The organism is Pseudomonas sp. LBUM1648 (assembly GCF_059716145.1).
Window position 1 is genome coordinate 1,836,566 of record NZ_CP166808.1, and the last position, 23,739, is coordinate 1,860,304.

Sequence of the window (23,739 nt, forward strand, 5' to 3'; positions counted from 1 at the left end):
AACCGCTGTACCGTAGAGGCTGTGGCGCGGGCTTCAACCCGCGTCATGGCTATAACCAGAGCAGTAGTCACAAGCTGCAGCTCTTATTTTGAAGAAATGAGACAAGCAGGGGCATCCGGGCTGGTACCCGGACTATCAGTGTGATCCTAAGTGGCTTGTTTTAGTCGCTGCATTCGGACTTCTGCAAGTTTGCTCGGTGTCGACACCGATGGTGTTCCCCTAACCGAGGGTGACCAAGCATGCAAGAAAGCGTGATGCAGCGCATGTGGAACAGCGCCTACCTTTCAGGTGGAAACGCTGCCTATGTGGAAGAGCTTTATGAGCTCTACCTGCACGACCCTAACGCTGTGCCAGAAGAGTGGCGCACCTACTTTCAGAAGTTGCCTGCCGACGGCAACTCTGCCACTGATGTTTCGCACTCGACGATTCGCGATCATTTCGTGCTGCTGGCAAAGAACCAGCGCCGCGCTCAACCGGTTTCCGCCGGGAGCGTGAGCAGCGAGCACGAGAAGAAGCAAGTTGAAGTGCTGCGATTGATCCAGGCCTACCGTATGCGTGGCCACCAGGCAGCCCAGCTTGACCCGCTGGGACTGTGGCAGCGTCCTGCACCTGCAGACCTGTCGATCAATCATTACGGCTTGACCAATGCCGATCTTGATACGACCTTCCGTGCCGGCGACCTGTTCATCGGCAAAGAGGAAGCGAGCCTACGCGAAATTCACGAAGCGTTGCAGCAGACATATTGCCGCACCATCGGCGCTGAATTTACGCATATCACCGATTCCGAGCAGCGCCAGTGGTTCCAGCAGCGTCTGGAAAGCGTGCGTGGTCGTCCGACGTACTCCGCCGACATCAAGAGCCACCTGCTTGAGCGCGTGACTGCCGGTGAAGGTCTGGAAAAATACCTGGGCACCAAATACCCGGGCACCAAGCGTTTCGGTCTGGAAGGCGGCGAAAGCCTGATTCCGATGCTCGACGAACTGATCCAGCGTTCCGGTTCCTACGGTACCAAGGAAGTCGTCATCGGCATGGCCCACCGTGGTCGTCTGAACGTGCTGGTCAATACCTTCGGCAAGAACCCGCGTGAGCTGTTCGACGAGTTCGAAGGCAAGAAGAAGGTCGAGCTGGGTTCCGGTGACGTTAAATACCACCAGGGCTTCTCCTCCAACGTAATGACCGCCGGCGGTGAAGTCCACCTGGCCATGGCGTTCAACCCGTCCCACCTGGAAATCGTTTCCCCGGTGGTCGAAGGTTCGGTTCGCGCCCGTCAGGATCGTCGTAACGATTCGACCGGTGAGAAGGTTCTGCCGATCTCCATCCACGGTGACGCGGCATTCGCCGGTCAAGGCGTGGTCATGGAAACCTTCCAGATGTCCCAGACCCGCGGTTTCAAGACCGGCGGTACTGTGCACATCGTGATCAACAACCAGGTTGGTTTCACCATCAGCAACCCGCTGGACTCGCGTTCCACCGAGTACGCCACCGACGTTGCCAAGATGATCCAGGCGCCGATCCTCCATGTGAATGGTGATGATCCGGAAGCCGTGTTGTTCGTGACCCAGTTGGCCATCGACTACCGCATGCAATTCAAGCGTGACGTGGTAATCGATCTGGTCTGCTACCGTCGTCGCGGCCACAACGAGGCCGACGAGCCAAGCGGCACCCAGCCTCTGATGTATCAGCAGATCACCAAGCAGCGCACCACCCGTGAGCTGTACGCTGATCGTCTGACTCAGGACGGTACGCTTGATGCAGAGCGTGTTCAGGCGAAAGTCGACGAATACCGCAACGCGCTGGACAACGGTCTGCACGTAGTGAAAAGCCTGGTCAAAGAGCCGAACAAAGAGTTGTTCGTGGACTGGCGTCCGTATCTGGGCCACGCCTGGACTGCGCGTCACGACACCCGTTTCGATCTGAAAACCCTGCAGGAACTGTCTGCCAAGCTGCTGGAAATTCCGGACGGCTTCGTGGTTCAGCGCCAGGTTGCGAAGATCTACGAAGACCGTCAGAAGATGCAAGCCGGCGGCCTGCCGATCAACTGGGGTTACGCTGAAACCATGGCGTACGCGACCCTGGCGTTCGAAGGTCACCCGATTCGCATGACCGGTCAGGACATCGGCCGCGGTACGTTCTCGCACCGTCACGCTGTTCTGCACAACCAGAAAGACGCTGGCACTTACGTTCCGCTGCAGCACCTGTACGACGGTCAGCCACGCTTTGACCTGTACGACTCGTTCCTGTCGGAAGAGGCCGTTTTGGCGTTCGAATACGGCTACTCGACCACCACGCCGGATGCGCTGGTGATCTGGGAAGCCCAGTTCGGCGACTTCGCCAACGGTGCCCAAGTGGTTATCGACCAGTTCATCACCAGTGGCGAGCACAAGTGGGGCCGTCTGTGCGGTCTGACCATGCTGCTACCGCACGGTTACGAAGGTCAGGGTCCTGAGCACTCCTCGGCACGTCTGGAGCGTTACCTGCAGCTGTGCGCCGAGCACAACATTCAGGTAGCCGTACCGACCACGCCTGCGCAGATCTACCACTTGCTGCGTCGTCAGGTGATTCGCCCGCTGCGCAAACCATTGGTCGTGCTGACGCCGAAGTCGCTGCTGCGCCACAAGCTGGCCATCTCGACTCTGGAAGATCTGGCCGAAGGTTCGTTCCAGACCGTTATCCCGGAAATCGATGCTCAAGACCCACAAAAGGTCGAGCGCGTTGTTCTGTGTAGCGGCAAGGTCTACTACGACCTGCTGGAAAAGCGTCGTGCCGAAGGTCGTGACGATATCGCTGTCGTGCGTATCGAGCAGCTGTACCCATTCCCTGAGGACGACTTGATTGAAGTCCTGGCTCCGTACACCAACCTCAAACATATCGTTTGGTGTCAGGAAGAGCCGATGAACCAGGGTGCCTGGTACTGCAGCCAGCACCACATGCGCCGCATCGTTGGCAAACACGACAAATCTCTCGTACTTGAGTACGCGGGCCGTGATGCATCCGCTGCACCTGCTTGTGGTTACGCATCGATGCACGCCGAGCAGCAGGAAAAACTGCTGCAAGACGCGTTTACCGTTTAATGCCTTCGCGCACTTGAAACCGAATTTAAGGAACTACAGATAATGGCTATCGAGATCAAAGCCCCCACTTTCCCGGAATCGGTTGCCGATGGCACCGTTGCCACCTGGCACAAAAAACCGGGCGACGCTGTCAAGCGCGACGATCTGATCGTTGACATCGAAACCGACAAAGTCGTACTGGAAGTGCTGGCTACTGCTGATGGCGTGCTGGGCGCAATCGTCAAGAACGAAGGCGACACCGTTCTGTCCGACGAAGTCCTGGGCTCCATCGAAGCGGGCGGCGCTGCTGCCGCAGCTCCAGCCGCTGCTGCTCCGGCCGCTGCTGCTGCACCTGCTGCTGCCGAAGGCGAAGACGATCCTGTCGCTGCTCCGGCTGCTCGCAAGCTGGCTGAAGAGAACGGCATCAACATCGCTTCCGTTGCCGGCACCGGCAAGGGTGGTCGTGTGACCAAGGAAGACGTGGTTGCAGCTGTTGCTGCCAAGAAAGCCGCTCCGGCTGCCGCGCCTGCCAAGGCTGCTGCTCCTTCGGCTGCCGCTCCTGTGTTCGCCGCTGGCGACCGCATCGAGAAGCGCGTACCGATGACCCGCGTTCGCGCCACTGTGGCCAAGCGTCTGGTTGAAGCGCAATCGAACATGGCGATGCTGACGACTTTCAACGAAGTAGACATGACCGAAGTCATGGCCCTGCGTTCGAAGTACAAGGATCTGTTCGAGAAGTCCCATAACGGCGTGCGCCTGGGCTTCATGTCGTTCTTCGTCAAAGCAGCTACCGAAGCGCTGAAACGCTTCCCGGCTGTCAACGCGTCGATCGACGGTGGCGACATCGTTTACCACGGCTATGCGGATATCGGCGTTGCCGTTTCCAGCGATCGTGGCCTGGTAGTACCGGTTCTGCGTAACGCCGAGCTGATGAGCCTGGCTGAAATCGAAGGCGGCATCGCCACTTTCGGCAAGAAAGCCCGTGACGGCAAACTGTCGATGGACGAGATGACCGGTGGTACCTTCACCATCACCAACGGTGGTACCTTCGGTTCGATGATGTCGACCCCGATCGTCAACCCGCCGCAGGCAGCGATTCTGGGCATGCACAACATCATCCAGCGTCCTATGGCCATCAACGGTCAGGTCGTTATCCGTCCGATGATGTACCTGGCACTGTCCTACGATCACCGTCTGATCGATGGCAAAGAAGCTGTGACCTTCCTGGTGACCATCAAGAACCTGCTGGAAGATCCGGCTCGTCTGTTGCTGGATATCTGATAGAAGCAGTCGCGGGTTTCAAGTTTCAAGCTGCAGGAAAGGGCAGCTTGGCTTGGAGCGCGCGGCTTGAAGCTTTTCGCTAAAGAGGAATTTTTGAATGTCGCAGAAATTTGACGTAGTAGTGATCGGTGCTGGCCCTGGCGGCTACGTAGCAGCCATCAAGGCCGCGCAGCTGGGTCTGACCACTGCCTGCATCGAGAAGTACACCGACGCCGAAGGCAAGCAAGCCCTGGGCGGCACCTGCCTGAACGTCGGCTGCATTCCTTCCAAGGCGCTGCTGGACAGCTCCTGGAAATACAAGGAAGCGAAAGAAAGCTTCAACGTTCACGGTATCTCGACCGGCGAAGTCAAAATGGACGTCGCGGCGATGATTGGCCGCAAGGCTGGCATCGTCAAGAACCTGACCGGCGGCGTTGCCACCCTGTTCAAGGCCAACGGCGTTACTTCGATCCAGGGCCACGGCAAACTGCTGGCTGGCAAGAAAGTCGAAGTCACCAAGCCAGACGGTTCGGTTGAAGTCATCGAAGCTGAAAACGTCATCCTGGCTCCAGGTTCGCGTCCTATCGACATTCCACCGGCTCCGGTTGATCAGAAAGTCATCGTCGATTCGACTGGCGCACTGGAATTCCAAGCCGTACCTAAGCGTCTGGGCGTGATCGGCGCTGGCGTGATCGGTCTGGAACTGGGTTCGGTGTGGTCGCGTCTGGGTTCTGAAGTAGTTGTCCTGGAAGCTCTGGACACTTTCCTGATGGCAGCGGACACCGCTGTTTCCAAGGAAGCGCTGAAAACCCTGACCAAACAGGGTCTGGACATCAAGCTGGGCGCTCGCGTCACCGGTTCGAAAGTGAACGGCGACGAAGTCGTTGTCAGCTACACCGATGCCAACGGCGAACAGACCATCACTTTCGACAAGCTGATCGTAGCCGTTGGTCGCCGTCCGGTGACCACTGATCTGCTGGCTGCCGATAGCGGCGTGACCCTGGACGAGCGCGGTTTCGTGCACGTTGACGATCACTGCGCCACCACCGTACCGGGCGTTTTCGCCATCGGTGACGTGGTTCGCGGCATGATGCTGGCTCACAAGGCTTCGGAAGAGGGCATCATGGTTGTCGAGCGCATCAAGGGCCACAAAGCCCAGATGAACTATGACCTGATCCCTTCGGTTATTTATACTCACCCGGAAATCGCGTGGGTTGGCAAAACCGAGCAGGCCTTGAAAGCTGAAGGCGTTGAAGTTAACGTCGGCACCTTCCCGTTCGCCGCTTCCGGCCGTGCCATGGCCGCCAACGATACCGGTGGTTTCGTCAAGGTCATCGCTGATGCCAAGACTGACCGCGTTTTGGGCGTGCACGTGATTGGCCCGAGCGCTGCAGAGCTGGTTCAGCAGGGCGCGATCGGTATGGAATTCGGCACCAGCGCTGAAGACCTGGGCATGATGGTTTTCTCCCATCCGACCCTGTCTGAAGCCTTGCACGAAGCTGCTCTGGCTGTGAATGGCGGCGCCATCCACATTGCCAACCGCAAGAAGCGTTAAGACACAATAAGAAACCACGGCGGTAACGGCCCGTCGTGAGCCTTGCGAGCAAGTCTCACCGCGGAATGTCCGCTGGACGCAGTCTTGCGTAGCTCAGCTACGCAAGCAGCAGTCACAGGTGGCGCGGCACTCATAAAGAGCGCAGCGCCGAATGCGCAGTACCTAACGAAGACGGTAAAAAGCATGAATCTTCACGAGTATCAGGGTAAGCAGCTGTTCGCTGAATACGGCCTGCCAGTTTCCACTGGTTACGCAGTAGACACCCCGGAAGCAGCAGCAGAAGCTTGCGACAAGATCGGCGGCAACGAGTGGGTTGTCAAAGCCCAGGTTCACGCCGGTGGTCGCGGTAAAGCGGGCGGCGTTAAGCTGGTTCGCAGCAAAGAAGACGCCAAAGCCTTCGCACAGCAGTGGCTGGGCAAGCGTCTGGTGACTTACCAGACTGACGCCAATGGCCAGCCAGTCACCAAGATCCTGGTTGAATCGTGCACTGATATCGCTAAAGAGCTGTACCTGGGCGCTGTCGTTGACCGTTCGAGCCGTCGCATCGTGTTCATGGCTTCCACCGAAGGTGGCGTGGACATCGAGAAAATCGCTCACGACACTCCAGAAAAAATTCTGAAAGCCACTATCGATCCACTGGTTGGCGCTCAGCCATTCCAGGGTCGCGAGCTGGCATTCCAGCTGGGTCTGGAAGGCAAGCAGGTTGCTCAGTTCGCCAAGATCTTCGTAGGTCTGGCCAAGCTGTTCAAGGATCACGACCTGGCTCTGCTGGAAGTGAACCCGCTGGTGATCAAGGCTGACGGCGATCTGCACTGCCTCGACGCCAAGATCAACATCGACGCCAACGCCATGTACCGTCAGCCTAAGCTGAAGACTTTCCATGATCCGTCGCAAGACGATCCGCGCGAAGCGCACGCTGCCAAGTTCGAACTGAACTACGTAGCGCTGGAAGGCAACATCGGTTGCATGGTCAACGGTGCTGGCCTGGCCATGGGTACCATGGACATCGTCAACCTGCATGGCGGCAAGCCAGCCAACTTCCTCGACGTAGGTGGTGGTGCAACCAAAGAACGCGTTACCGAAGCGTTCAAGATCATCCTGTCCGACACTAACGTCGCTGCAGTACTGGTCAACATCTTCGGCGGCATCGTTCGCTGCGACATGATTGCCGAAGGCATCATCGGCGCTGTGAAAGAAGTCGGCGTGAAAATCCCGGTTGTTGTTCGCCTTGAAGGCAACAACGCTGAGCTGGGCGCTAAAGTACTGGCAGAAAGCGGTTTGAACATCATCGCTGCTACCAGCCTGACCGACGCTGCTCAACAAGTTGTCAAAGCTGCGGAGGGCAAATAATGAGCGTCCTGATCAATAAAGACACCAAAGTTATCTGCCAGGGTATTACCGGTTCGCAAGGTAGTTTCCACACCCAGCAAGCCATCGAATACGGCACCAAGATGGTTGGCGGCGTAACTCCAGGCAAAGGCGGCACCGAGCACCTGGGTCTGCCAGTGTTCAACACCGTTAAAGATGCTGTAGCTGCCACCGGCGCTACCGCCAGCGTGATCTACGTTCCGGCTCCTTTCTGCAAGGATTCGATCCTGGAAGCGGCTTTCGGCGGCATCAAGCTGATCGTCTGCATCACCGAAGGCATTCCTACCCTGGACATGCTGGACGCTAAAGTTAAGTGCGACGAGCTGGGCGTAGTCCTGATCGGCCCTAACTGCCCAGGCGTGATCACCCCAGGCGAATGCAAGATCGGCATCATGCCTGGTCACATTCACTTGCCAGGCAAGGTCGGTATCGTTTCCCGTTCCGGCACCCTGACCTACGAAGCTGTAAAGCAGACTACTGACGCCGGTTTCGGTCAGTCGACTTGCGTCGGCATCGGTGGTGACCCGATCCCGGGTTCGAACTTCATCGACATCCTGAAGCTGTTCCAGGAAGACCCGAAGACCGAAGCGATCGTAATGATCGGCGAGATCGGCGGTTCGGCTGAAGAAGAAGCGGCTGCCTACATCAAGGCACACGTGACCAAGCCGGTTGTTTCCTACATCGCTGGTGTGACTGCTCCTCCGGGCAAGCGCATGGGCCATGCTGGCGCAATCATCTCTGGCGGCAAAGGCACTGCAGACGAGAAATTCGCTGCGCTGCAAGACGCAGGCGTTAAAACCGTGCGTTCGCTGGCAGACATCGGCAAGGCCCTGGCCGAGCTGACTGGTTGGCCTGTCAAGTAAGCCTCGCGCTTAACTGACGCTTTACCAAACAAAGGCCACCTTCGGGTGGCCTTTGTCGTTTCCGGCAATCGAGGATTTATAGGCTTGCCCCCAATTACATGCAAAAACGCGACACGGAAACGTCGCGTATCGGATAGTTCGCCCTCTAACAGTGCGTTTGTGAGCCAAATTCGTTAGGCTAGCAGCCATTTTTGCGTCTGCCGCCCACAAGGCATGCAACGCGCTATACGGGTCAGTCCCATACGGATCGACAGCATTTCCCTAATCCCACAGGGCAATTCCCCTCTAAATTCCGATTCAGTAGTGTGGTATTTCCTTAATGAAAGTTTTGAAAGGTCAGGACATCCTGGCACTTGGTTTTATGACGTTTGCCCTGTTCGTTGGGGCCGGTAACATCATCTTCCCGCCTATCGTCGGTTTGCAGGCCGGACCTCACGTCTGGATGGCCGCGCTGGGCTTTCTGATCACGGCGGTCGGTCTGCCGGTGGTCACCGTCGTCGCGCTGGCCAAGGTTGGCGGGGCGATGGATGCGCTGAGCAGCCCGATCGGCAAGATCGCCGGCGGCATTTTGGCTGCTGCGTGCTACCTGGCGGTCGGCCCGTTGTTCGCCACCCCGCGTACCGCGACCGTGTCGTTCGAAGTGGGGCTGGCGCCGCTGACCGGCGAAAGTCCGCTGGCGCTGTTCCTCTACAGCTCGGTGTACTTCCTGCTGGTGTTCTTCATCTCGCTCTACCCGGGCCGTTTGCTCGACACCGTTGGGCGTTTTCTCGCGCCGCTGAAAATCATCGCGCTGGCGGTACTCGGCATCGCCGCGTTCGCCTTGCCGGCCGGTGATATCGGTAGCGGTACGCCGGAATACGTGGCAGCACCGTTCTCCCAAGGCTTCATCAATGGTTACCTGACCATGGATACCCTGGGCGCGCTGGTGTTTGGCATCGTCATCGTTAATGCGATCCGCTCCCGTGGCGTCGAGTCGCCAGCGCTGATCACCCGTTACGCGATCATCGCTGGCCTGATTGCCGGTGTCGGTCTGGCGCTGGTGTATGTCAGCCTGTTCCGTCTAGGTTCCGGCAGCCACGAAGTCGCGGTCGGTGCCACCAACGGCGCTGCGGTACTGCACGCTTACGTGCAACACACCTTCGGTTCGTTGGGCAGCGGTTTCCTTGCGGTGCTGATCTCGCTGGCGTGTCTGGTGACGGCGGTCGGTCTGACCTGCGCCTGTGCTGAGTACTTCAGCCGTGTGCTTCCACTGTCCTACAAGACGCTGGTGATCATTCTGGCCGCGTTCTCGCTGCTGGTGTCCAACCTTGGCCTGACCAAGTTGATTGCGTTCTCCATCCCGGTGCTGACCGCGATCTATCCGCCATGCATCGTGTTGGTGGCCCTGAGCTTCTGCAAAGACTTCTGGCATGAACACGGCCGTATTCTTGGCCCGGTGATGCTGGTGTCGTTCCTGTTCGGCACCATCGACGCGCTGAAAGGCGCCGGTCTCGCTGACTGGATGCCTTCGCAGCTGTCCCATCTGCCGCTTAGCGAGCAAGGTCTGGCGTGGCTGGTGCCGTGCGTAATGACTCTGGTGGTCGCGGTAGTCTGCGATCGCGTGCTGGGCAAGCGCAGCGAAGCCATTGCCTGACGTTTCCTGACTCGCCACAAGCGGGTCTTGAACGCTTAAACAGAAATGCCCCGTATCAATCGATACGGGGCATTTTTTATGGGCGTCAGGCAGTGTCTTTTTTCCTGAGCTAACGTCGAAGGGTTGCTTAGATTCCGCATCTACATCACAAGGAACCGCATGTCGTTCATCCAAGCCAACCTGATTCACCTGCTCGCCGCCGTCTGGTTCGTCATCTGCTGGGGCGGCTACACCCGTTATGCCACCTGGAAGGCCCGTGATACAGCGTGCCTGGCCAGCGTCCTGCACCTGTATCGCGAGGACTGGATGCGCCGTATGTTGCTGCGTGACAACCGTATCGCCGACGCCAGCGTGATCGGCAACCTGGAGCGCAACGCCTCGTTCTTCGCCTCCAGCACACTGATCATCCTCGCCGGTATTCTCACTGTGCTGGGTGCGTCTGAACGGGCGGTGTCGTTGCTGGCGGACATACCGATGGTGCAGCAGGCGTCGCAGGGCATGTCGGAGATCAAGTTGCTGTGTCTGGCGCTGGTGTTTGTCTACGCGTTCTTCACCTTCAGCTGGTGCATGCGCCAGTACAACTTTGCGGCGATCCTGATCGGCTCGGCGCCCATGATCGGTGAGCGTCAAGTCTCGGAGCAGGAGCGCAAGGCCTTTGCTTCGCGGGCGGCGCGGGTGATTTCGATGGCAGCCAACCAGTTCAACTTCGGCCTGCGCTCCTACTACTTCGGGATGAGCATGCTGGCCTGGTTCGTCAGCCCATGGTTGTTCATGATCATGAGCGCCGGCGTGGTCGTCGTCTTGTATCGCCGCGAATTTCATTCCGACGTTCTCGATGTGATGGTCTATACCCCTACAGAGGCGCCCATCCCCGAGGCGAACAAAGAGGCCGTTTGATGAGTATTCCGTTCTGGTGTGTGTTTATCAGTGCGCTGTTGATCTATATCGCGCGCATGCCGGTGGGCAAAGCCATGAAAGAGCAGGGCGGTTACAACAACCACCTGCCGCGCCAACAGCAGGCGCAACTGACCGGTTATGGCGCAAGGGCGCTGGCGGCCCACCAGAACAGCATCGAAGCGTTCATCCTGTTTGCCGTGGGTGTACTGATGGCGCACACCACGCAAACCCAAGGGTGGTTGATTGATGCCTTGGCGATTATTTTCGTGATCGCACGGATTATCTACTTGTGGTTTTACCTGGCGGATCTACCCAAGCTTCGCAGCTTGGTCTGGCTGGTCGGCTTAGTGTGTTCGTTGTTGCTGATGATTAGTCCGACTTTTAGAACCGTGTTGCTCTAAGTCGACAGTACCGATAAATTCCAGTCAAAAGAAAACCCGCACTTGGCGGGTTTTCTTTTGTTACACCGAAGAGCAAATTATTGCTTCTTGGCAGCTTCTTCTTGTGCAGCTTTGTTCGATTCAGCCTGAGCTTCGGCAGCTTTTTGGTTTTCTTGCGCTGCGTCGTTCACTTTATCCTGTGCTTTGTTCATGTCTTGCTGAGCCTGCTCAGCATGTTGGTTGGCATCTTGAGCTTTGTCCTCGGATTTTTTATCGCAGGCAGCGAGACCGAGGGACGCGGTCAACATCAAGGCAATAGCTAAAGTCTTACGCATGGGGTGTTTCTCCTTATGGAAAATAACTACTAGCCTTAAGAACTCAGCGCCGAGGGTTAAGTTCCTCATTTCTTTCAGATATATAAGTTTGTTTTGCGACGGAACTTTTGCTGTTCCGGTTACTACTCAATACAGGCTCTAACGAGAGTAATTATCAAATGGCCGAAAACCCCGTTTTTGAGCGCGCGACGCGTTTTCTTTCGGCATTGCGTCACTGTCAGGTACTGGGTTTGCAGGTGCACAGCGCCTCCAGTGAAGGACTTACAGTGATCCTGCCGTACAGTCCGAAAATCGTCGGCAACCCGCAAACCGGGGTGATTCATGGCGGGGCAATCACCTCGTTGATGGACACGGCCTGCGGGATGTCGACGTTGTGTGTGCTGCCGGTATTCGAAGTCTGCCCGACCCTTGATCTGCGCATCGACTACATGCACGCCGCTGAACCCCACAAAAATGTCTACGGCTTCGCTCAGTGCTATCGCGTTACGACAGATGTGATCTTCGCCCGCGGTTTTGCCTATCAGGATGATCCCGAACAGCCAATCGCTCATGTTGTTGGCACGTTCATGCGCATGGGCAAAAACATTAAAGGCGCCAAGGGTTTCGGCGGCGCCATCAAGAGTGAAGGCCAATGAGCAGCGACTTCAAGGATCAGTTGCAACTGGCCCACGCGCAGGGCGACTACGCGCCGTTGCTTAAGTTGATCCCCTATGCCGGTCTGATCGGCATCGAGTGCTCGCGGGTCGGTGATGAACTGTTGTTCAAGCTGCCGGCGAACAAGGACAACATTGGTAACCCTTTGTTGCCGGCGATCCATGGCGGGGTGATTGCCGGGTTCATGGAGCTGGCTGCAGCGCTGCATCTACTGATTTTTACCGGGGCGCCGGGTGTGCCGAAGATCATCGACTTTTCTCTCGACTACCTGCGTGCCGGGCAGTTTCGTGATACGTGGGCCAAGTGTCAGGTCTGTCGTCAGGGGCGGCGAGTGGCCAACGTCGCCGTCACCGCGTGGCAAAGCACAGAGAGCGAACCGATTGCCACCGCCCGAGCACACTTCAAAATCGATGAGCCCTTGAAATCCTGAACACTGCCCCAAACTCAGATGACAACCCGCCGCAGACCATTCAGGTCGCGGCCAATGCCATCTGATTGGAGTTTGATGACCATGAGTGTGGAAACTCAAAAGGAAACCCTGGGCTTCCAGACCGAGGTAAAGCAGCTGCTGCACCTCATGATCCATTCGCTGTATTCCAACAAGGAAATTTTCCTTCGCGAATTGATCTCGAACGCCTCTGACGCTGTAGACAAGCTGCGCTTCGAAGCCCTGGCCAAGCCGGATTTGCTCGAAGGTGGCGCTGATCTGAAAATCCGTGTGAGCTTCGATAAAGACGCCAAGACCGTCACCCTCGAAGACAACGGTATCGGCATGAACCGTGACGATGTGATCACCCACCTGGGGACCATCGCCAAATCGGGCACCGCCGATTTCATGAAAAACCTGTCCGGCGATCAGAAGAAGGATTCGCACCTGATCGGCCAGTTCGGCGTAGGTTTCTACTCGGCCTTCATCGTTGCCGACCAGGTTGACGTGTACAGCCGTCGCGCCGGCACTCCTGCCAGCGAAGGTGTGCACTGGTCGTCGAAAGGCGAGGGCGAATTCGAAGTCGCTAACATCGAAAAACCTGAGCGCGGCACTCGCATCGTTCTGCACCTGAAAGCGGCAGAAGACGAGTTCGCTGATGGCTGGCGTCTGCGTAACATCATCAAGAAGTACTCCGACCACATCGCGCTGCCGATCGAGCTGCCGAAAGAAGTCACCGCAGCCGAAGGCGAAGAAACACCAGCCGTTGAATGGGAAACCGTCAACCGCGCCAGCGCCCTGTGGACCCGTCCTCGCACTGACGTGAAGGACGAGGAATACCAGGAATTCTACAAGCACATCGCTCATGACTTCGAGAACCCGCTGGCCTGGAGCCACAACAAGGTCGAAGGCAAACTCGAATACAGCTCGCTGCTGTACGTGCCGGCCCGCGCACCGTTCGATCTGTACCAGCGCGAAGCGCCGAAAGGCCTGAAGCTGTACGTGCAGCGCGTGTTCGTCATGGATCAGGCCGAGTCGTTCCTGCCGCTGTACCTGCGCTTCATCAAAGGTGTGGTCGATTCCAACGACCTGTCGCTGAACGTGTCGCGGGAAATCCTGCAGAAAGACCCGATCATCGATTCGATGAAGTCGGCGCTGACCAAGCGCGTACTCGATATGCTGGAAAAACTGGCGAAGAACGAGCCTGAGCAATACAAAGGCTTCTGGAAAAACTTCGGTCAGGTCATTAAAGAAGGCCCGGCAGAAGACTTCGCCAACAAAGAGAAAATTGCCGGTCTGCTGCGTTTTGCATCGACCAACGGTGACGACGGCGAGCAGATCGTCGGTCTGGCCGATTACCTGGCACGCGCCAAGGAAGGTCAGGACAAGATCTACTACCTCACCGGCGAAACTTACGCGCAGGTCAAGAACAGCCCGCACCTGGAAGTCTTCCGCAAGAAAGGCATCGAAGTGCTGCTGCTGACCGACCGTATCGACGAGTGGCTGATGAGCTACCTGAGCGAATTCGACGGCAAGAGCTTTGTCGACGTGGCACGCGGTGACCTCGATCTGGGCAACCTGGACTCGGAAGAGGACAAGAAAGCCGCAGAAGAGGTTGCCAAGTCCAAAGAAGGTCTGGTTGAGCGTCTGAAAACGGCGCTGGGTGATTCCGTGGCTGAAGTGCGGGTTTCTCATCGTCTGACCGACTCGCCAGCAATTCTGGCCATCGGCGAGCAGGATCTGGGTCTGCAAATGCGTCAGATCCTCGAAGCCAGCGGCCAGAAGGTGCCGGATTCGAAGCCGATTTTCGAGTTCAACCCGGCTCACCCGCTGATCGAGAAACTCGACGGCGAGCAGAGCGAAGAGCGTTTCGGCGACCTGTCGCACATCCTCTTCGATCAGGCAGCCCTGGCTGCCGGCGACAGCTTGAAGGATCCGGCCGCGTACGTGCGCCGTCTGAACAAGCTGCTGGTTGAACTGTCGGTTTGATCACGTTGTAGAAAAACCCGCTTCGGCGGGTTTTTTCATTCTGGTGTTTAACCAATCAGGAGTCAGAAATGAGCCAAGTCACTGTACGTTCCGTGGTCTATCAGATTGACGGTCAGCCTTATGAAGGTCGTTTGGCGTTTAACGCCGAGCACAAGGACGCGCGCCCGGGTTTGCTGATGGCACCGAACTGGATGGGCGTCAGCGCTGGGGCTGAGGAAATCGCTAAATCAGTGGCGGCCAAGGGCTACGTAGTATTGATCGCCGACGTCTACGGCCAGGCCGTACGTCCGCAAAACGCTGATCAGGCCGGTGCGGCGATGATGCCGCTGAAGGATGATCGTGCACTGTTGCGCAAGCGCATGCAGGCAGCGTTCGAGCAGTTGCAGAAGCAGGGTGAAGCGGCGGTCGATCTCTCGAAACTGGCGGTGTTCGGCTTCTGCTTCGGCGGTTGCTGTGCACTGGATCTGGCCCGTACTGGCGCGCCGGTGAAGGCGGCGGTTTCGTTCCACGGTACGTTGGACTCGCCGAATCCGGCGGATGCCAAAAACATCAAAGGCTCGGTGCTGGTGCTGCATGGCGCGTCCGATCCATTGGTGCCGAAGGAGCAGTTGCCGGCTTTCGAAGACGAGATGAACGCGGCGAACGTGGATTGGCAACTGCTGAGCTACGGCGGTGCCGTGCACTCGTTTACCGATCCGCACGCCAATGTGCCGGGCAAGATGATGTACGACGCGAAGACCGCTGCACGGGCATTCAAGTCGATGCATGACTTGCTGGATGAAGTGTTCAAGGGCTGATTGCCCTCAGATCAAAAGATCGCAGCCTGCGGCAGCGCCTACATTGATCCCGTGTAGGCGCTGCCGCAGGCTGCGATCTTTTGTTTCTAATGTTTTAACGCGGCAATTCGATCCGCTCACTTTCCCCTGGCACCGTCGGCCAATCTCCAGCCGCCCATTTGCGCCGCGCCTCATCAATCGCCGCCGGATCGCTTGCGACAAAATTCCAGTTGATCCGCCGAGGCCCGTCCAGTGGGGCGCCGCCGAATACCACGGCGTGAACGTCACTCTCTGCAAACAGGCTCATCTCTTCCCCGGCCGGCAACACCACCAACGCATGCGGCTCGACTGCTTCGCCGTTCAACTGCGCATCGCCGCTTAATACATACAACGCACGTTCCTCATGCTCGGTGGGAATCAGCAGTGTGGTCGCCGTTTGCATCTTCACTTCGGCATACAGGGTAGGAGAAAGCACCGGCACTGGTGATTCCAGGCAAAAGCCTGACCCGGCAATCATCCGAATCTGCACGCCGAGGTTATCGCTGACCGGCAAGGTCGCCGCCGGGTGATGACTGTAATGCCCGGGGCCTTGTTCGTGATCCTTGGGCGAAGCCAACCAGATCTGCAAGCCGTGCATCGTGAAGCTCTGATCCCACAGCGGTTCGGGCGTGCGTTCAACATGAGCAATCGCGCTGCCGGCGGTCATCCAGCTGACATCACCGGCGCTGACCACTTGATCGGAGCCGAGGCTGTCCTTGTGCAGGAGTTGGCCTTCGAACAAATAGGTGAGGGTCGACAGACCAATGTGTGGATGCTGTCGGATGTTCATGCCTTTGCCCGTCGGATAAACCGTCTCAAGCATGTGATCAAAAAACACGAAAGGCCCGACGCTGCGGCATTTGGCTGACGGCAGCGGTCGCAGAATCGGCTGGCCTTCGACGTCTTCGGCGCGCGGGCGGATGATCAGGGGTTGCGTGTCCATGGTGCATTCCAGGCTGAGCGGGTGATGCCAGAAGCATAACCCGCCGCTGGCATCAGGATGGTTATTGGCTGTCGAAGCCTTGTGGGGCGTGGGTTTCGATGCTGACTTCGCTGGTGGTCATCAGCTTGTGGATCGGGCAACGATCGGCCACGCGCAGCAATTCTTTGCGCTGGGCATCGGTGAGCACGCCTTTGAGGGTGAGCGTGACGTGCAGGGCGTATTTGCCTTTCTGCTCCTGGCTGTTGTCGCGTTTCACTTCGACACCCACGCCGGTCAGCGGGATGTCTTTTTTCTTCGCGTACATCTTCAGGGTCAAGGCCTTGCACGCACCGAGGGCGGCGTCGAAGTAGTCGTGCGGCTCTGGCGCCGAACCTTCGCCACCGGCAGCAACCGGCACGTCGGCAAACAATTCGTGGTCATCGATTTGTACGGTGTGACGAAAGCCTTCAGCGGAGACGGTATTGACGGTAACAGTCATGGGAACCTCACTGGCAGTAGGAAAAGTCGTTCGATCAAAAAAGACCTTGCAGTTATAGAGCATTCCCACCGGCGCGCGTTCCACTTTCCTGCGGGATGAACCCTTGTTGTCAGGGCGGGGTCTAGGCTATGCCTACTTGTCGGAGATTACTTGTGTCCCTGTATCGTTTGAGTCTCGCCTGTCTTTTGCTGTTTGCGGGTACTGCCAGTGCCCGCGAATACACCTACAGCGATGCGCACCTGCATTACGTGGATTTTTTCCAGGAAACCGCCGGCATGCCGAAACTGCTGACGGCGATGAAAGAAAACTCCATTGAGCACGTGATGATTTCCGGCATCCCCGTGGCGAAAAAGTGGCACGAAGACGAACCCAAGCGTCCGCGCTATTACGCCGGCGATGATGCCGATGCCTATTGGTACAGCGCCACCGATGTGATCGTCGCCGATGCGGTGCAAAAACTGACGCCTGAGCAGCGTCCGTACTTTCATCCGTTTCTCTCTGGCTTCAACCCCAACGACAAGAACTCCGCCGCGCATATCCAGCGCATGCTCGATCTGTATCCGGGGCTGTGGCAGGGCATTGGCGAAGTGTTTACCCGCCATGACGACCTCACGGCGCTGACCTCTGGTGATACGCCGCGCGCCAACAACGAGGCGATGACGAAGATCTATCATCTGGCGGCGGAAAATGATCTGCCGGTGATGCTGCATTCCAACATCACTTCCAAACGTGAGAAAAATCCGTTGTACCTGAAGGAAATCGAAGAGCCGCTGCGTAATCACCCGCACACACGGTTCATCTGGGCTCACGCTGGCACCAGCGCGGAAATCCATCGGCATCAAACACAGCTGGATTTTCTCCTGCCGACCCTCACGCGCATGCTTGAGGCGTATCCGAATCTGTTCATCGACTTGTCGTGGAGCATGCTCTCGCCGTATCTGCTGGACGAACAGGGCCAGCCGCGTCCGGAATGGTTGGCGCTGGTCAAACGTCACCCTGAGCGCTTCATGATCGGTTCCGATGTTGTAGGGCGGTTCAACAAGCTCGGTAAGGAAATGCACAGCTTCAAACCGTTTCTGGACGCTTTACCCGAAGACGTAGCGCGCAAAGTCGCAAAAGATAACTTTCTGGCGATCTTGCCGCGAACGGAGCTTAAGTCCGGCAAAACCACGCTGAATCGTTAATGCCGAGTGTTCGAAGTATTAAGGCCTTTTGATATCACCTTTTGGTCTTACGCAAATTTCAGCCGGGCCGATACCTTCTAAAGCAACCAGCTGCAGGGTTGATGCAGCGCTTTTGGAAGGAACCAGCGCAATGAGTATCCGTAGTCTCAATATTGCCCCGCGTGCGGGCCTCGGTTTTGGCTTGTTGGCCCTGATGGTGTTTGCCCTTGGGGCGTTCGCCCTGCTGCAAATGTCGAACATGCGTGCCCAGTCCGACGAGGTCGACAACAACTGGCTGCCCAGCGTGATGGCGGTCGGCGAAATGAGTCAGGACATGCTGCGCCTGCGTGCGCTGACCATGCGCCTGTTGCTCAACCGCGATGCGCAGGCACTGCAGCAGAATGTCGCCAAGCTCAATGAACTTCGGGGTGCGCTCAGTCAGGCTCAGCAGCGTTACGACGTGTTGATCGTGCTGCCCGAGGAGCGCCGACTGTTTGATCGCTTCAAGGTCGCCGAGCACAAATATCTGGAGCTTCAGGCGCAAGTCATGCAGTTGTCTGCTCAGAACCGGGTGGAGGAGGCGGCGGCCATCCTCAATGGCGAGATGAGCCCCTTGGCCGACGAGATTGCGGTCACCCTGCGTGAATTGGTCGAGCTGAATAAACATAATGCCAATCTCGCCACCGAGGCTGCGCGGCTGGTCTTCACCAATTCGCGTGTGTGGGTCGGGGTCATGATCGGCATAACGGCGATTGTCACCATCGGCCTGGCGCTGTTGCTGACCCGCAGTATCGTACTGCCGTTGGCGCAATCATTGGGCGTGGCGCAAGTGGTGGCCGGCGGTGACTTGACCGGCGACATCAGCATTTCCGGCAAGGATGAGCCGGCGCGGCTGCTGCAGGCGCTCAAGAGCATGCAGCACAATTTGCGCGACACCATTCGGAAGATCTCGGAGTCGTCGAGTCAATTGGCTTCGGCCTCGGAAGAACTGAGCTGCGTCACGGAAGACGCCACGCGAGGGTTGCATCAGCAGAGTCTGGAGATCGAGCAGGCAGCCACGGCGGTCAATCAAATGACCGCAGCGGTGGAGGAGGTGGCGAGCAACGCTGTGGCGACTTCCGAGGCTTCGCGCGAGTCCGACCGCATTGCTCAGCATGGTCGTGAGCAGGTGCGGCAGACCGTGACTTCAATCGAATCCCTCGCCGAGGACGTTACGGCCAATGCAACGCAAGTCGAAGACCTTGCACAGAAGGTTCATGGCATCAGTAAAGTTTTGGACGTGATTCGTTCGATTGCCGAGCAAACCAACCTGCTGGCGCTGAACGCGGCGATTGAAGCGGCCCGGGCCGGTGATGCCGGGCGTGGGTTTGCAGTGGTGGCGGATGAGGTGCGGGCATTGGCGCATCGTACCCAGCAGTCGACGCAAGAAATCGAGCAAATGATTGGCGGCATTCAGCAGGGCACCGATTCGGCGGTCAGTTCGATGCAGCGAAGCAATGTACGGGCGCGTTCGACGCTCGAATTGGCAAAGGCAGCCGGGACTGCGCTGGAGGAAATCGCCTCGGCGTTCACCTTGATCAATGAGCGCAATCTGGTGATTGCCAGCGCCTCGGAAGAGCAGGCAGCGGTGGCGCGGGAGGTGGATCGCAATTTGATGAATATTCGTGATTTGGCGATGCAGACGTCGGCGGGCGCCAATCAGACCAGTGCGGCGAGCCAGGAGTTGTCGCGGTTGGCAGTGGATCTGAACAACATGGTGGCTAAGTTCTCGGTCTGAGTGTGTGCTGATCCTGAGGTTGCCCTCACCCTAACCCTCTCCCGGAGGGAGAGGGGACTGACCGTGGGAGATTGGCGAGTTACGTCGACCTGAACATTCTTTGGTGAATCCACAATCGACTCGATCTTTCAGGTCGATGCATAGCGCCAGACATCTCGGTTGGCTCCCTCTCCCTCGGGAGAGGGCTGGGGTGAGGGGCGAGCCAGGCACAAATCTCCAGTCCAGCAGACGAAAAAAAGCCCCGCATTTTGCGGGGCTCTTTGCTATAGCGGTGAATCAGCTGCCTTTGACAGCCTTGCCGTTGACCGTGCCGTCCTGGAGCATGATGTTGTACTCCTTGCCGTCGGTTTCAACCTGTTGCAGGCGAACCAGCAGGTAATCCCAATCCTTGGCGAACCACAGGACGGTGATGCGCTTGCTTTGCGTCGGGTCGCGTACGCGCTCGACCTTGATTGCATCGATCTTGCCGGCCTTGGTCTCGACTTTTTCCGAGCCCAGTACGCGGAAGTCGTAGGTATCGACTTCGCCGTCATCGACCACTTGGTAGCTCATGGTTTTCTTGCCAGCGGCGACGTCATGTTGCAGTGCCAGCTGATAAGTGGATTTGTCGACCATGCCACGGTTCAGCGGGATCTTCACCGCGTCGCCACGGTCGGTGCCGGTGACCATTTTGCTGTTCCAGTCGAAATCCAGATCAGCCTTCTTGGCCTTGCCCAGACCGCCACGTTCAAAGTGGTAGGACTGTGGCAGCAAGGTGTCCTTGTCCAAAGTCAGGGTGCTTTCTTCACTCAGGCTGGCAATCATCATCGAGGCCTTGAAGCTGAGTTTCCAGACACCGTTGGCTTCCTTGGTCAGGCTGCGTTCGGCGGTGCCGCTCATGGGCAGCTGCTTCCAGTCGGCGGTGTAGCTGGCGGAGAACGGTTGAAGGTCTGCCGCCTGTGCGAAAGGCAGGGCGAGCAGTGCGCAAGCGAAGAGCAGGGCGCGACGCATAATATCTCCTAGTTTCGAATCAAGTGGCCGCTGGCCGCGAGTAACTGGCCGTCCAGTGAAGCACCTTGCTCACCGAGTGCCAGTCGCCCTTCGGCAAACCAGCGTACGGCCAGCGGGTAGATCAGGTGTTCCTGAACATGCACTCGCTGCGCAAGAGTCTGCGGCGTGTCGTGCAACTCTACCGGTAATACTGCCTGTACGACCAGTGGCCCGCCATCGAGTTCCTCGGTGACGAAGTGTACAGAGCAGCCGTGCTCCTTGTCGCCGGCCTCCAGCGCGCGCTGATGAGTGTGTAACCCTTTGTATTTGGGTAGCAGCGACGGATGGATGTTGAGCAGGCGACCCTGATAGTGGCGAACGAAGTCAGCGCTGAGAATGCGCATGAATCCGGCCAGTACCACGAGTTTTGGATTGAATTCGTCGATCAGTTCGATCAGAGCAGCATCGAAGGCCTCGCGGCCTTCAAATGCCTTGTGATCCAGTGAGCGGGTGGCGATACCCGCGTCACTGGCGCGTTGCAGGCCGTAGGCGTCGGCGCGGTTGGAAATCACCGCAGCGATGCGGACCGGGCTGTCGCCGGTCCGCGTGCTGTCGATCAGAGCCTGCAAGTTACTGCCGGTGCCGGACAACAGCACCACGACATCACAGGTTGCGGACATTAATGAGCCTTAAGGTTCTGCAGTTCAACCTGAGCAGCGCCTTCGGCAGCGACAGCGATCTGACCGATGATCCAAGGCTGTTCGCCGGCGTCACGCAGGGTGTTCAGAGTCACTTCAACGTGCTCCTGAGCGACGCAGATGACCATGCCGACGCCGCAGTTCAGCACGCGGTGCATTTCGGTCTCGTCAACGTTGCCTTTCTCTTGCAGCCAGTCGAAGACGGCAGGTCGAGTCCAGCTGGCCACATCAACAACGGCCTGGGCGCCTTTTGGCAGAACGCGCGGGATGTTGTCGAGCAGGCCGCCACCGGTGATGTGGGCCATGGCTTTGACGGCGCCGGTGTCTTTGATCAGCTTGAGCAGCGGCTTCACGTAGATGCGGGTTGGGGCCATCAGCAGGTCGCTCAGCGGTTTGCCGTCGAGCTGGGTGTTTTCGATGTCGGCGCCGGAGACTTCGATGATCTTGCGGATCAGCGAGTAGCCGTTCGAGTGCGGGCCGGACGACGGCAGGGCGATCAGGGCGTCACCGGTGGCGACTTTCGAGCCGTCGATGATTTCCGATTTTTCCACGACGCCGACGCAAAAACCGGCCAGGTCGTAGTCTTCGCCTTCGTACATGCCTGGCATTTCAGCGGTTTCGCCGCCGACCAGCGAGCAACCGGACAGTTCGCAGCCAGCGCCGATGCCGGTTACAACCTGGGCAGCGGTGTCGACGTTGAGCTTGCCGGTGGCGTAGTAGTCGAGGAAGAACAGTGGCTCGGCGCCGCACACTACGAGGTCGTTGACGCACATGGCGACCAGGTCGATGCCGATGCTGTCGTGCTTGTTCAGATTCAGGGCCAGGCGCAGCTTGGTGCCGACGCCGTCAGTACCGGAAACCAGCACAGGTTGCTTGTAGCCGGCCGGGATTTCGCAGAGGGCGCCGAAACCGCCCAGGCCGCCCATGACTTCCGGACGCGCAGTGCGCTTGGCGACGCTCTTGATGCGTTCGACCAATGCTTCACCGGCGTCGATGTCTACACCGGCGTCCTTGTAGCTCAGGGAGGGTTGCTTGCTCATGATCCAGGCCTTTAGGGGGGATTCAGGGGTAACGACCGAGTCCAGCGGGGCGCCGAAGTCGATGGGGCGATTGCCTCACGCGAGTTTCGAGGTGCCCGGCTGTTGCCGGTCTGCGAAGGCGCGCGATTTTATCAGGCTTGAGGGGCAGCGGCCATCCTCACGCCGACGGGCAGGGGCATATCAGCAGAAATTTTTTGCAATTGAGGCATGTGGGTGCCTGTATAAGGTGTCGCAATTAACCGTCTATCGTTATGACTGTGCAAAAACTTACCGCCGCCGTGTGAATGTTTTGCAACGGCCGATGGTCACAGCCTTGCTCAACCGGTTCACGCGGCCTGTTCCAGCCGCTCCTGTCGACGGGAATTCTCCATGCGTTTTTGTAAATTGTTGTTTGTGGGTTGTTTTTCTGTGGTCAGCCTGGCGAGTCATGCCGAAAACCTCAAAGGCCTATATCAAGTGCGTCAGCCGGTCAGCAGCCAGGCCCCGGAAGAGCGCGATCGCGCCACTCAGGCCGCGCTGGATACTTTGGTGCTGCGCCTGACCGGCGATCCCAAGGCGCCGCAAAATCCGGGGCTGGCGGCAGTTCGCAAGGACCCGCAGCAGATCATCAGTCAGTTCGGCTTTGATGCCGGGCCGCCGGAGGTGCTGAAAGTCGACTTCGACCCGAGCAGCACCGAACAGGCATTGCGCCGCGCCGGGTTGTCTTTGTGGGGCGCCAGTCGGCCGTCGATTCTGAGTTGGTGGCTGAACGATTCCACCGAAGGTTCCAGTCTGGTCGGTGATGGTCAGGCCGCCGCCGCGCCATTGCGTACTGCCGCTCAACATCGCGGACTGCCGCTGCGTTTGCCGCTGGCGGATCTGAGTGAACAGCTTGTTGCCACAGCACCTGCGCTGGAAGGTGCTGATCCGGCGCCGTTGCGCGGTGCGTCCGAGCGCTATAACGCTGACGCCTTGCTGGCCGTGCATGCCCGCGAAGAGGGCGGGCAGTGGCAGGCCAAATGGCGCTTGTGGCTGGGTGATCAAAAAGAGGCGGGCAGTGTGCAAGGGGCCGATCAGGCTGCCGTGGCTGACGCCGTGATGCTGGCGGTGGCCGAGCGCCTGGCGCCACGTTTTGTTGCCAAGCCGGGTGCTTCGGGTCAGCAGACCCTGGAAGTGCAGGGCATGAATCTTGAGCATTACGCCGCACTGTTGCGGTTACTCGAACCGTTTGGCGTGCGTCTGCAGAGTGTCGATGGCGATCGCATCGTGTATCGGGTCAATGGCAGCGCCGATCAGATGCGCGCGCAGTTGTCGCTGGCGAAGTTGCAGGAGTTGCCCGCTGAAGCGCCGGTCCCGGTGGCCGCGCCGCAGCCTGCGGTGGCGGGTGCCGCGCCTGTAGCGGCTCCGGCCCCGACACCTGCTGCACCGTCGTTGCGGTTTCGCTGGTAAGTCTTTCTTTATATAGA

21 protein-coding genes are annotated in these 23,739 nt (G+C 58.2%); 15 read left to right on the forward strand and 6 right to left on the reverse strand.

Annotated features, from left to right (window positions below):
• Nucleotides 1-239 precede the first annotated feature (239 nt).
• The 8 genes from ACA043_RS08430 to ACA043_RS08465 all read left to right on the forward strand — a co-directional run bounded on the left by ACA043_RS08430 (nt 240) and on the right by ACA043_RS08465 (nt 11,027).
• Nucleotides 240-3,071: a 2-oxoglutarate dehydrogenase E1 component gene (locus tag ACA043_RS08430; protein ID WP_187677433.1), complete on the forward strand. Its 2,832-nt coding sequence runs from the start codon at nt 240-242 to the stop codon at nt 3,069-3,071.
• A 42-nt stretch (nt 3,072-3,113) separates the two neighbouring features.
• Entirely contained in the window at nt 3,114-4,331 is a 1,218-nt protein-coding gene (gene odhB / locus ACA043_RS08435) for a 2-oxoglutarate dehydrogenase complex dihydrolipoyllysine-residue succinyltransferase (RefSeq protein ID WP_497617109.1), read from the forward strand.
• Between the two features lie 97 nt (nt 4,332-4,428).
• Nucleotides 4,429-5,865, forward strand: coding sequence for a dihydrolipoyl dehydrogenase (gene lpdA / locus ACA043_RS08440; protein WP_187677435.1), 1,437 nt, complete (start codon nt 4,429-4,431; stop codon nt 5,863-5,865).
• Nucleotides 5,866-6,048: 183 nt separating this feature from the next.
• Nucleotides 6,049-7,215: an ADP-forming succinate--CoA ligase subunit beta gene (gene sucC, locus ACA043_RS08445; protein WP_085732277.1), complete on the forward strand. Its 1,167-nt coding sequence runs from the start codon at nt 6,049-6,051 to the stop codon at nt 7,213-7,215.
• The gene (sucD, locus tag ACA043_RS08450) at nt 7,215-8,096 is read left to right on the forward strand and encodes a succinate--CoA ligase subunit alpha (RefSeq protein ID WP_187677436.1); all 882 of its coding nucleotides are present in this window, start codon (nt 7,215-7,217) and stop codon (nt 8,094-8,096) included. The genes sucC and sucD overlap by 1 nt, the downstream gene beginning before the upstream one ends.
• A gap of 319 nt (nt 8,097-8,415) precedes the next feature.
• Nucleotides 8,416-9,729, forward strand: a complete 1,314-nt coding sequence (gene brnQ, locus ACA043_RS08455) for a branched-chain amino acid transport system II carrier protein (protein WP_401269941.1) — start codon at nt 8,416-8,418, stop codon at nt 9,727-9,729.
• A 159-nt stretch (nt 9,730-9,888) separates the two neighbouring features.
• Nucleotides 9,889-10,626, forward strand: coding sequence for a DUF599 domain-containing protein (locus tag ACA043_RS08460; protein WP_187677438.1), 738 nt, complete (start codon nt 9,889-9,891; stop codon nt 10,624-10,626).
• The gene (locus tag ACA043_RS08465; protein WP_187677439.1) at nt 10,626-11,027 is read left to right on the forward strand and encodes an MAPEG family protein; all 402 of its coding nucleotides are present in this window, start codon (nt 10,626-10,628) and stop codon (nt 11,025-11,027) included. The genes ACA043_RS08460 and ACA043_RS08465 overlap by 1 nt, the downstream gene beginning before the upstream one ends.
• A 77-nt stretch (nt 11,028-11,104) precedes the next feature.
• On the opposite strand, the gene ACA043_RS08470 is transcribed toward ACA043_RS08465, so the two are convergent.
• Entirely contained in the window at nt 11,105-11,341 is a 237-nt protein-coding gene (locus ACA043_RS08470) for a hypothetical protein (RefSeq protein ID WP_497617114.1), read from the reverse strand.
• A gap of 158 nt (nt 11,342-11,499) precedes the next feature.
• On the opposite strand from ACA043_RS08470, the gene ACA043_RS08475 reads away from it, so the two are divergent.
• The 4 genes from ACA043_RS08475 to ACA043_RS08490 all read left to right on the forward strand — a co-directional run bounded on the left by ACA043_RS08475 (nt 11,500) and on the right by ACA043_RS08490 (nt 15,208).
• Nucleotides 11,500-11,976, forward strand: a complete 477-nt coding sequence (locus ACA043_RS08475; protein WP_401269936.1) for a PaaI family thioesterase — start codon at nt 11,500-11,502, stop codon at nt 11,974-11,976.
• Complete coding sequence (locus ACA043_RS08480; RefSeq protein ID WP_187677441.1) at nt 11,973-12,425, forward strand: PaaI family thioesterase; 453 nt, start codon at nt 11,973-11,975, stop codon at nt 12,423-12,425. The genes ACA043_RS08475 and ACA043_RS08480 overlap by 4 nt, the downstream gene beginning before the upstream one ends.
• A gap of 81 nt (nt 12,426-12,506) precedes the next feature.
• A complete protein-coding gene (gene htpG, locus ACA043_RS08485) occupies nt 12,507-14,411 on the forward strand; it encodes a molecular chaperone HtpG (protein WP_497658962.1) in 1,905 nt (634 codons plus the stop codon).
• Nucleotides 14,412-14,479: 68 nt separating this feature from the next.
• Nucleotides 14,480-15,208: a dienelactone hydrolase family protein gene (locus ACA043_RS08490; protein WP_187677443.1), complete on the forward strand. Its 729-nt coding sequence runs from the start codon at nt 14,480-14,482 to the stop codon at nt 15,206-15,208.
• Nucleotides 15,209-15,302: 94 nt separating this feature from the next.
• On the opposite strand, the gene ACA043_RS08495 is transcribed toward ACA043_RS08490, so the two are convergent.
• Both ACA043_RS08495 and ACA043_RS08500 read right to left on the reverse strand, forming a co-directional pair.
• Nucleotides 15,303-16,169 (reverse strand): pirin family protein, encoded by an 867-nt coding sequence (locus ACA043_RS08495; protein WP_497658963.1) that lies wholly within the window; start codon nt 16,167-16,169, stop codon nt 15,303-15,305.
• Between the two features lie 61 nt (nt 16,170-16,230).
• Nucleotides 16,231-16,647 (reverse strand): OsmC family protein, encoded by a 417-nt coding sequence (locus ACA043_RS08500; protein ID WP_497658964.1) that lies wholly within the window; start codon nt 16,645-16,647, stop codon nt 16,231-16,233.
• Nucleotides 16,648-16,775: 128 nt separating this feature from the next.
• On the opposite strand from ACA043_RS08500, the gene ACA043_RS08505 reads away from it, so the two are divergent.
• Entirely contained in the window at nt 16,776-17,831 is a 1,056-nt protein-coding gene (locus ACA043_RS08505) for an amidohydrolase family protein (protein ID WP_489878548.1), read from the forward strand.
• Between the two features lie 130 nt (nt 17,832-17,961).
• Nucleotides 17,962-19,587 (forward strand): methyl-accepting chemotaxis protein, encoded by a 1,626-nt coding sequence (locus ACA043_RS08510; protein ID WP_401269922.1) that lies wholly within the window; start codon nt 17,962-17,964, stop codon nt 19,585-19,587.
• A gap of 276 nt (nt 19,588-19,863) precedes the next feature.
• Here the strand turns inward: ACA043_RS08510 and ACA043_RS08515 are convergent, their stop codons facing one another.
• Genes ACA043_RS08515 through purM form a run of 3 tightly spaced genes read right to left on the reverse strand, consistent with a single transcriptional unit; the run spans nt 19,864 to nt 22,294 of the window.
• The gene (locus tag ACA043_RS08515; RefSeq protein ID WP_166220242.1) at nt 19,864-20,577 is read right to left on the reverse strand and encodes a DUF3108 domain-containing protein; all 714 of its coding nucleotides are present in this window, start codon (nt 20,575-20,577) and stop codon (nt 19,864-19,866) included.
• An 8-nt stretch (nt 20,578-20,585) separates the two neighbouring features.
• Nucleotides 20,586-21,236 (reverse strand): phosphoribosylglycinamide formyltransferase, encoded by a 651-nt coding sequence (gene purN / locus ACA043_RS08520; RefSeq protein WP_489878550.1) that lies wholly within the window; start codon nt 21,234-21,236, stop codon nt 20,586-20,588.
• Complete coding sequence (gene purM / locus ACA043_RS08525) at nt 21,236-22,294, reverse strand: phosphoribosylformylglycinamidine cyclo-ligase (RefSeq protein WP_497658965.1); 1,059 nt, start codon at nt 22,292-22,294, stop codon at nt 21,236-21,238. The genes purN and purM overlap by 1 nt, the downstream gene beginning before the upstream one ends.
• A gap of 369 nt (nt 22,295-22,663) precedes the next feature.
• Between purM and ACA043_RS08530 the strand changes: the two genes are divergently transcribed.
• Nucleotides 22,664-23,722, forward strand: a complete 1,059-nt coding sequence (locus tag ACA043_RS08530) for a DUF2066 domain-containing protein (RefSeq protein ID WP_497658966.1) — start codon at nt 22,664-22,666, stop codon at nt 23,720-23,722.
• The last annotated feature ends 17 nt before the right edge of the window (nt 23,723-23,739 follow it).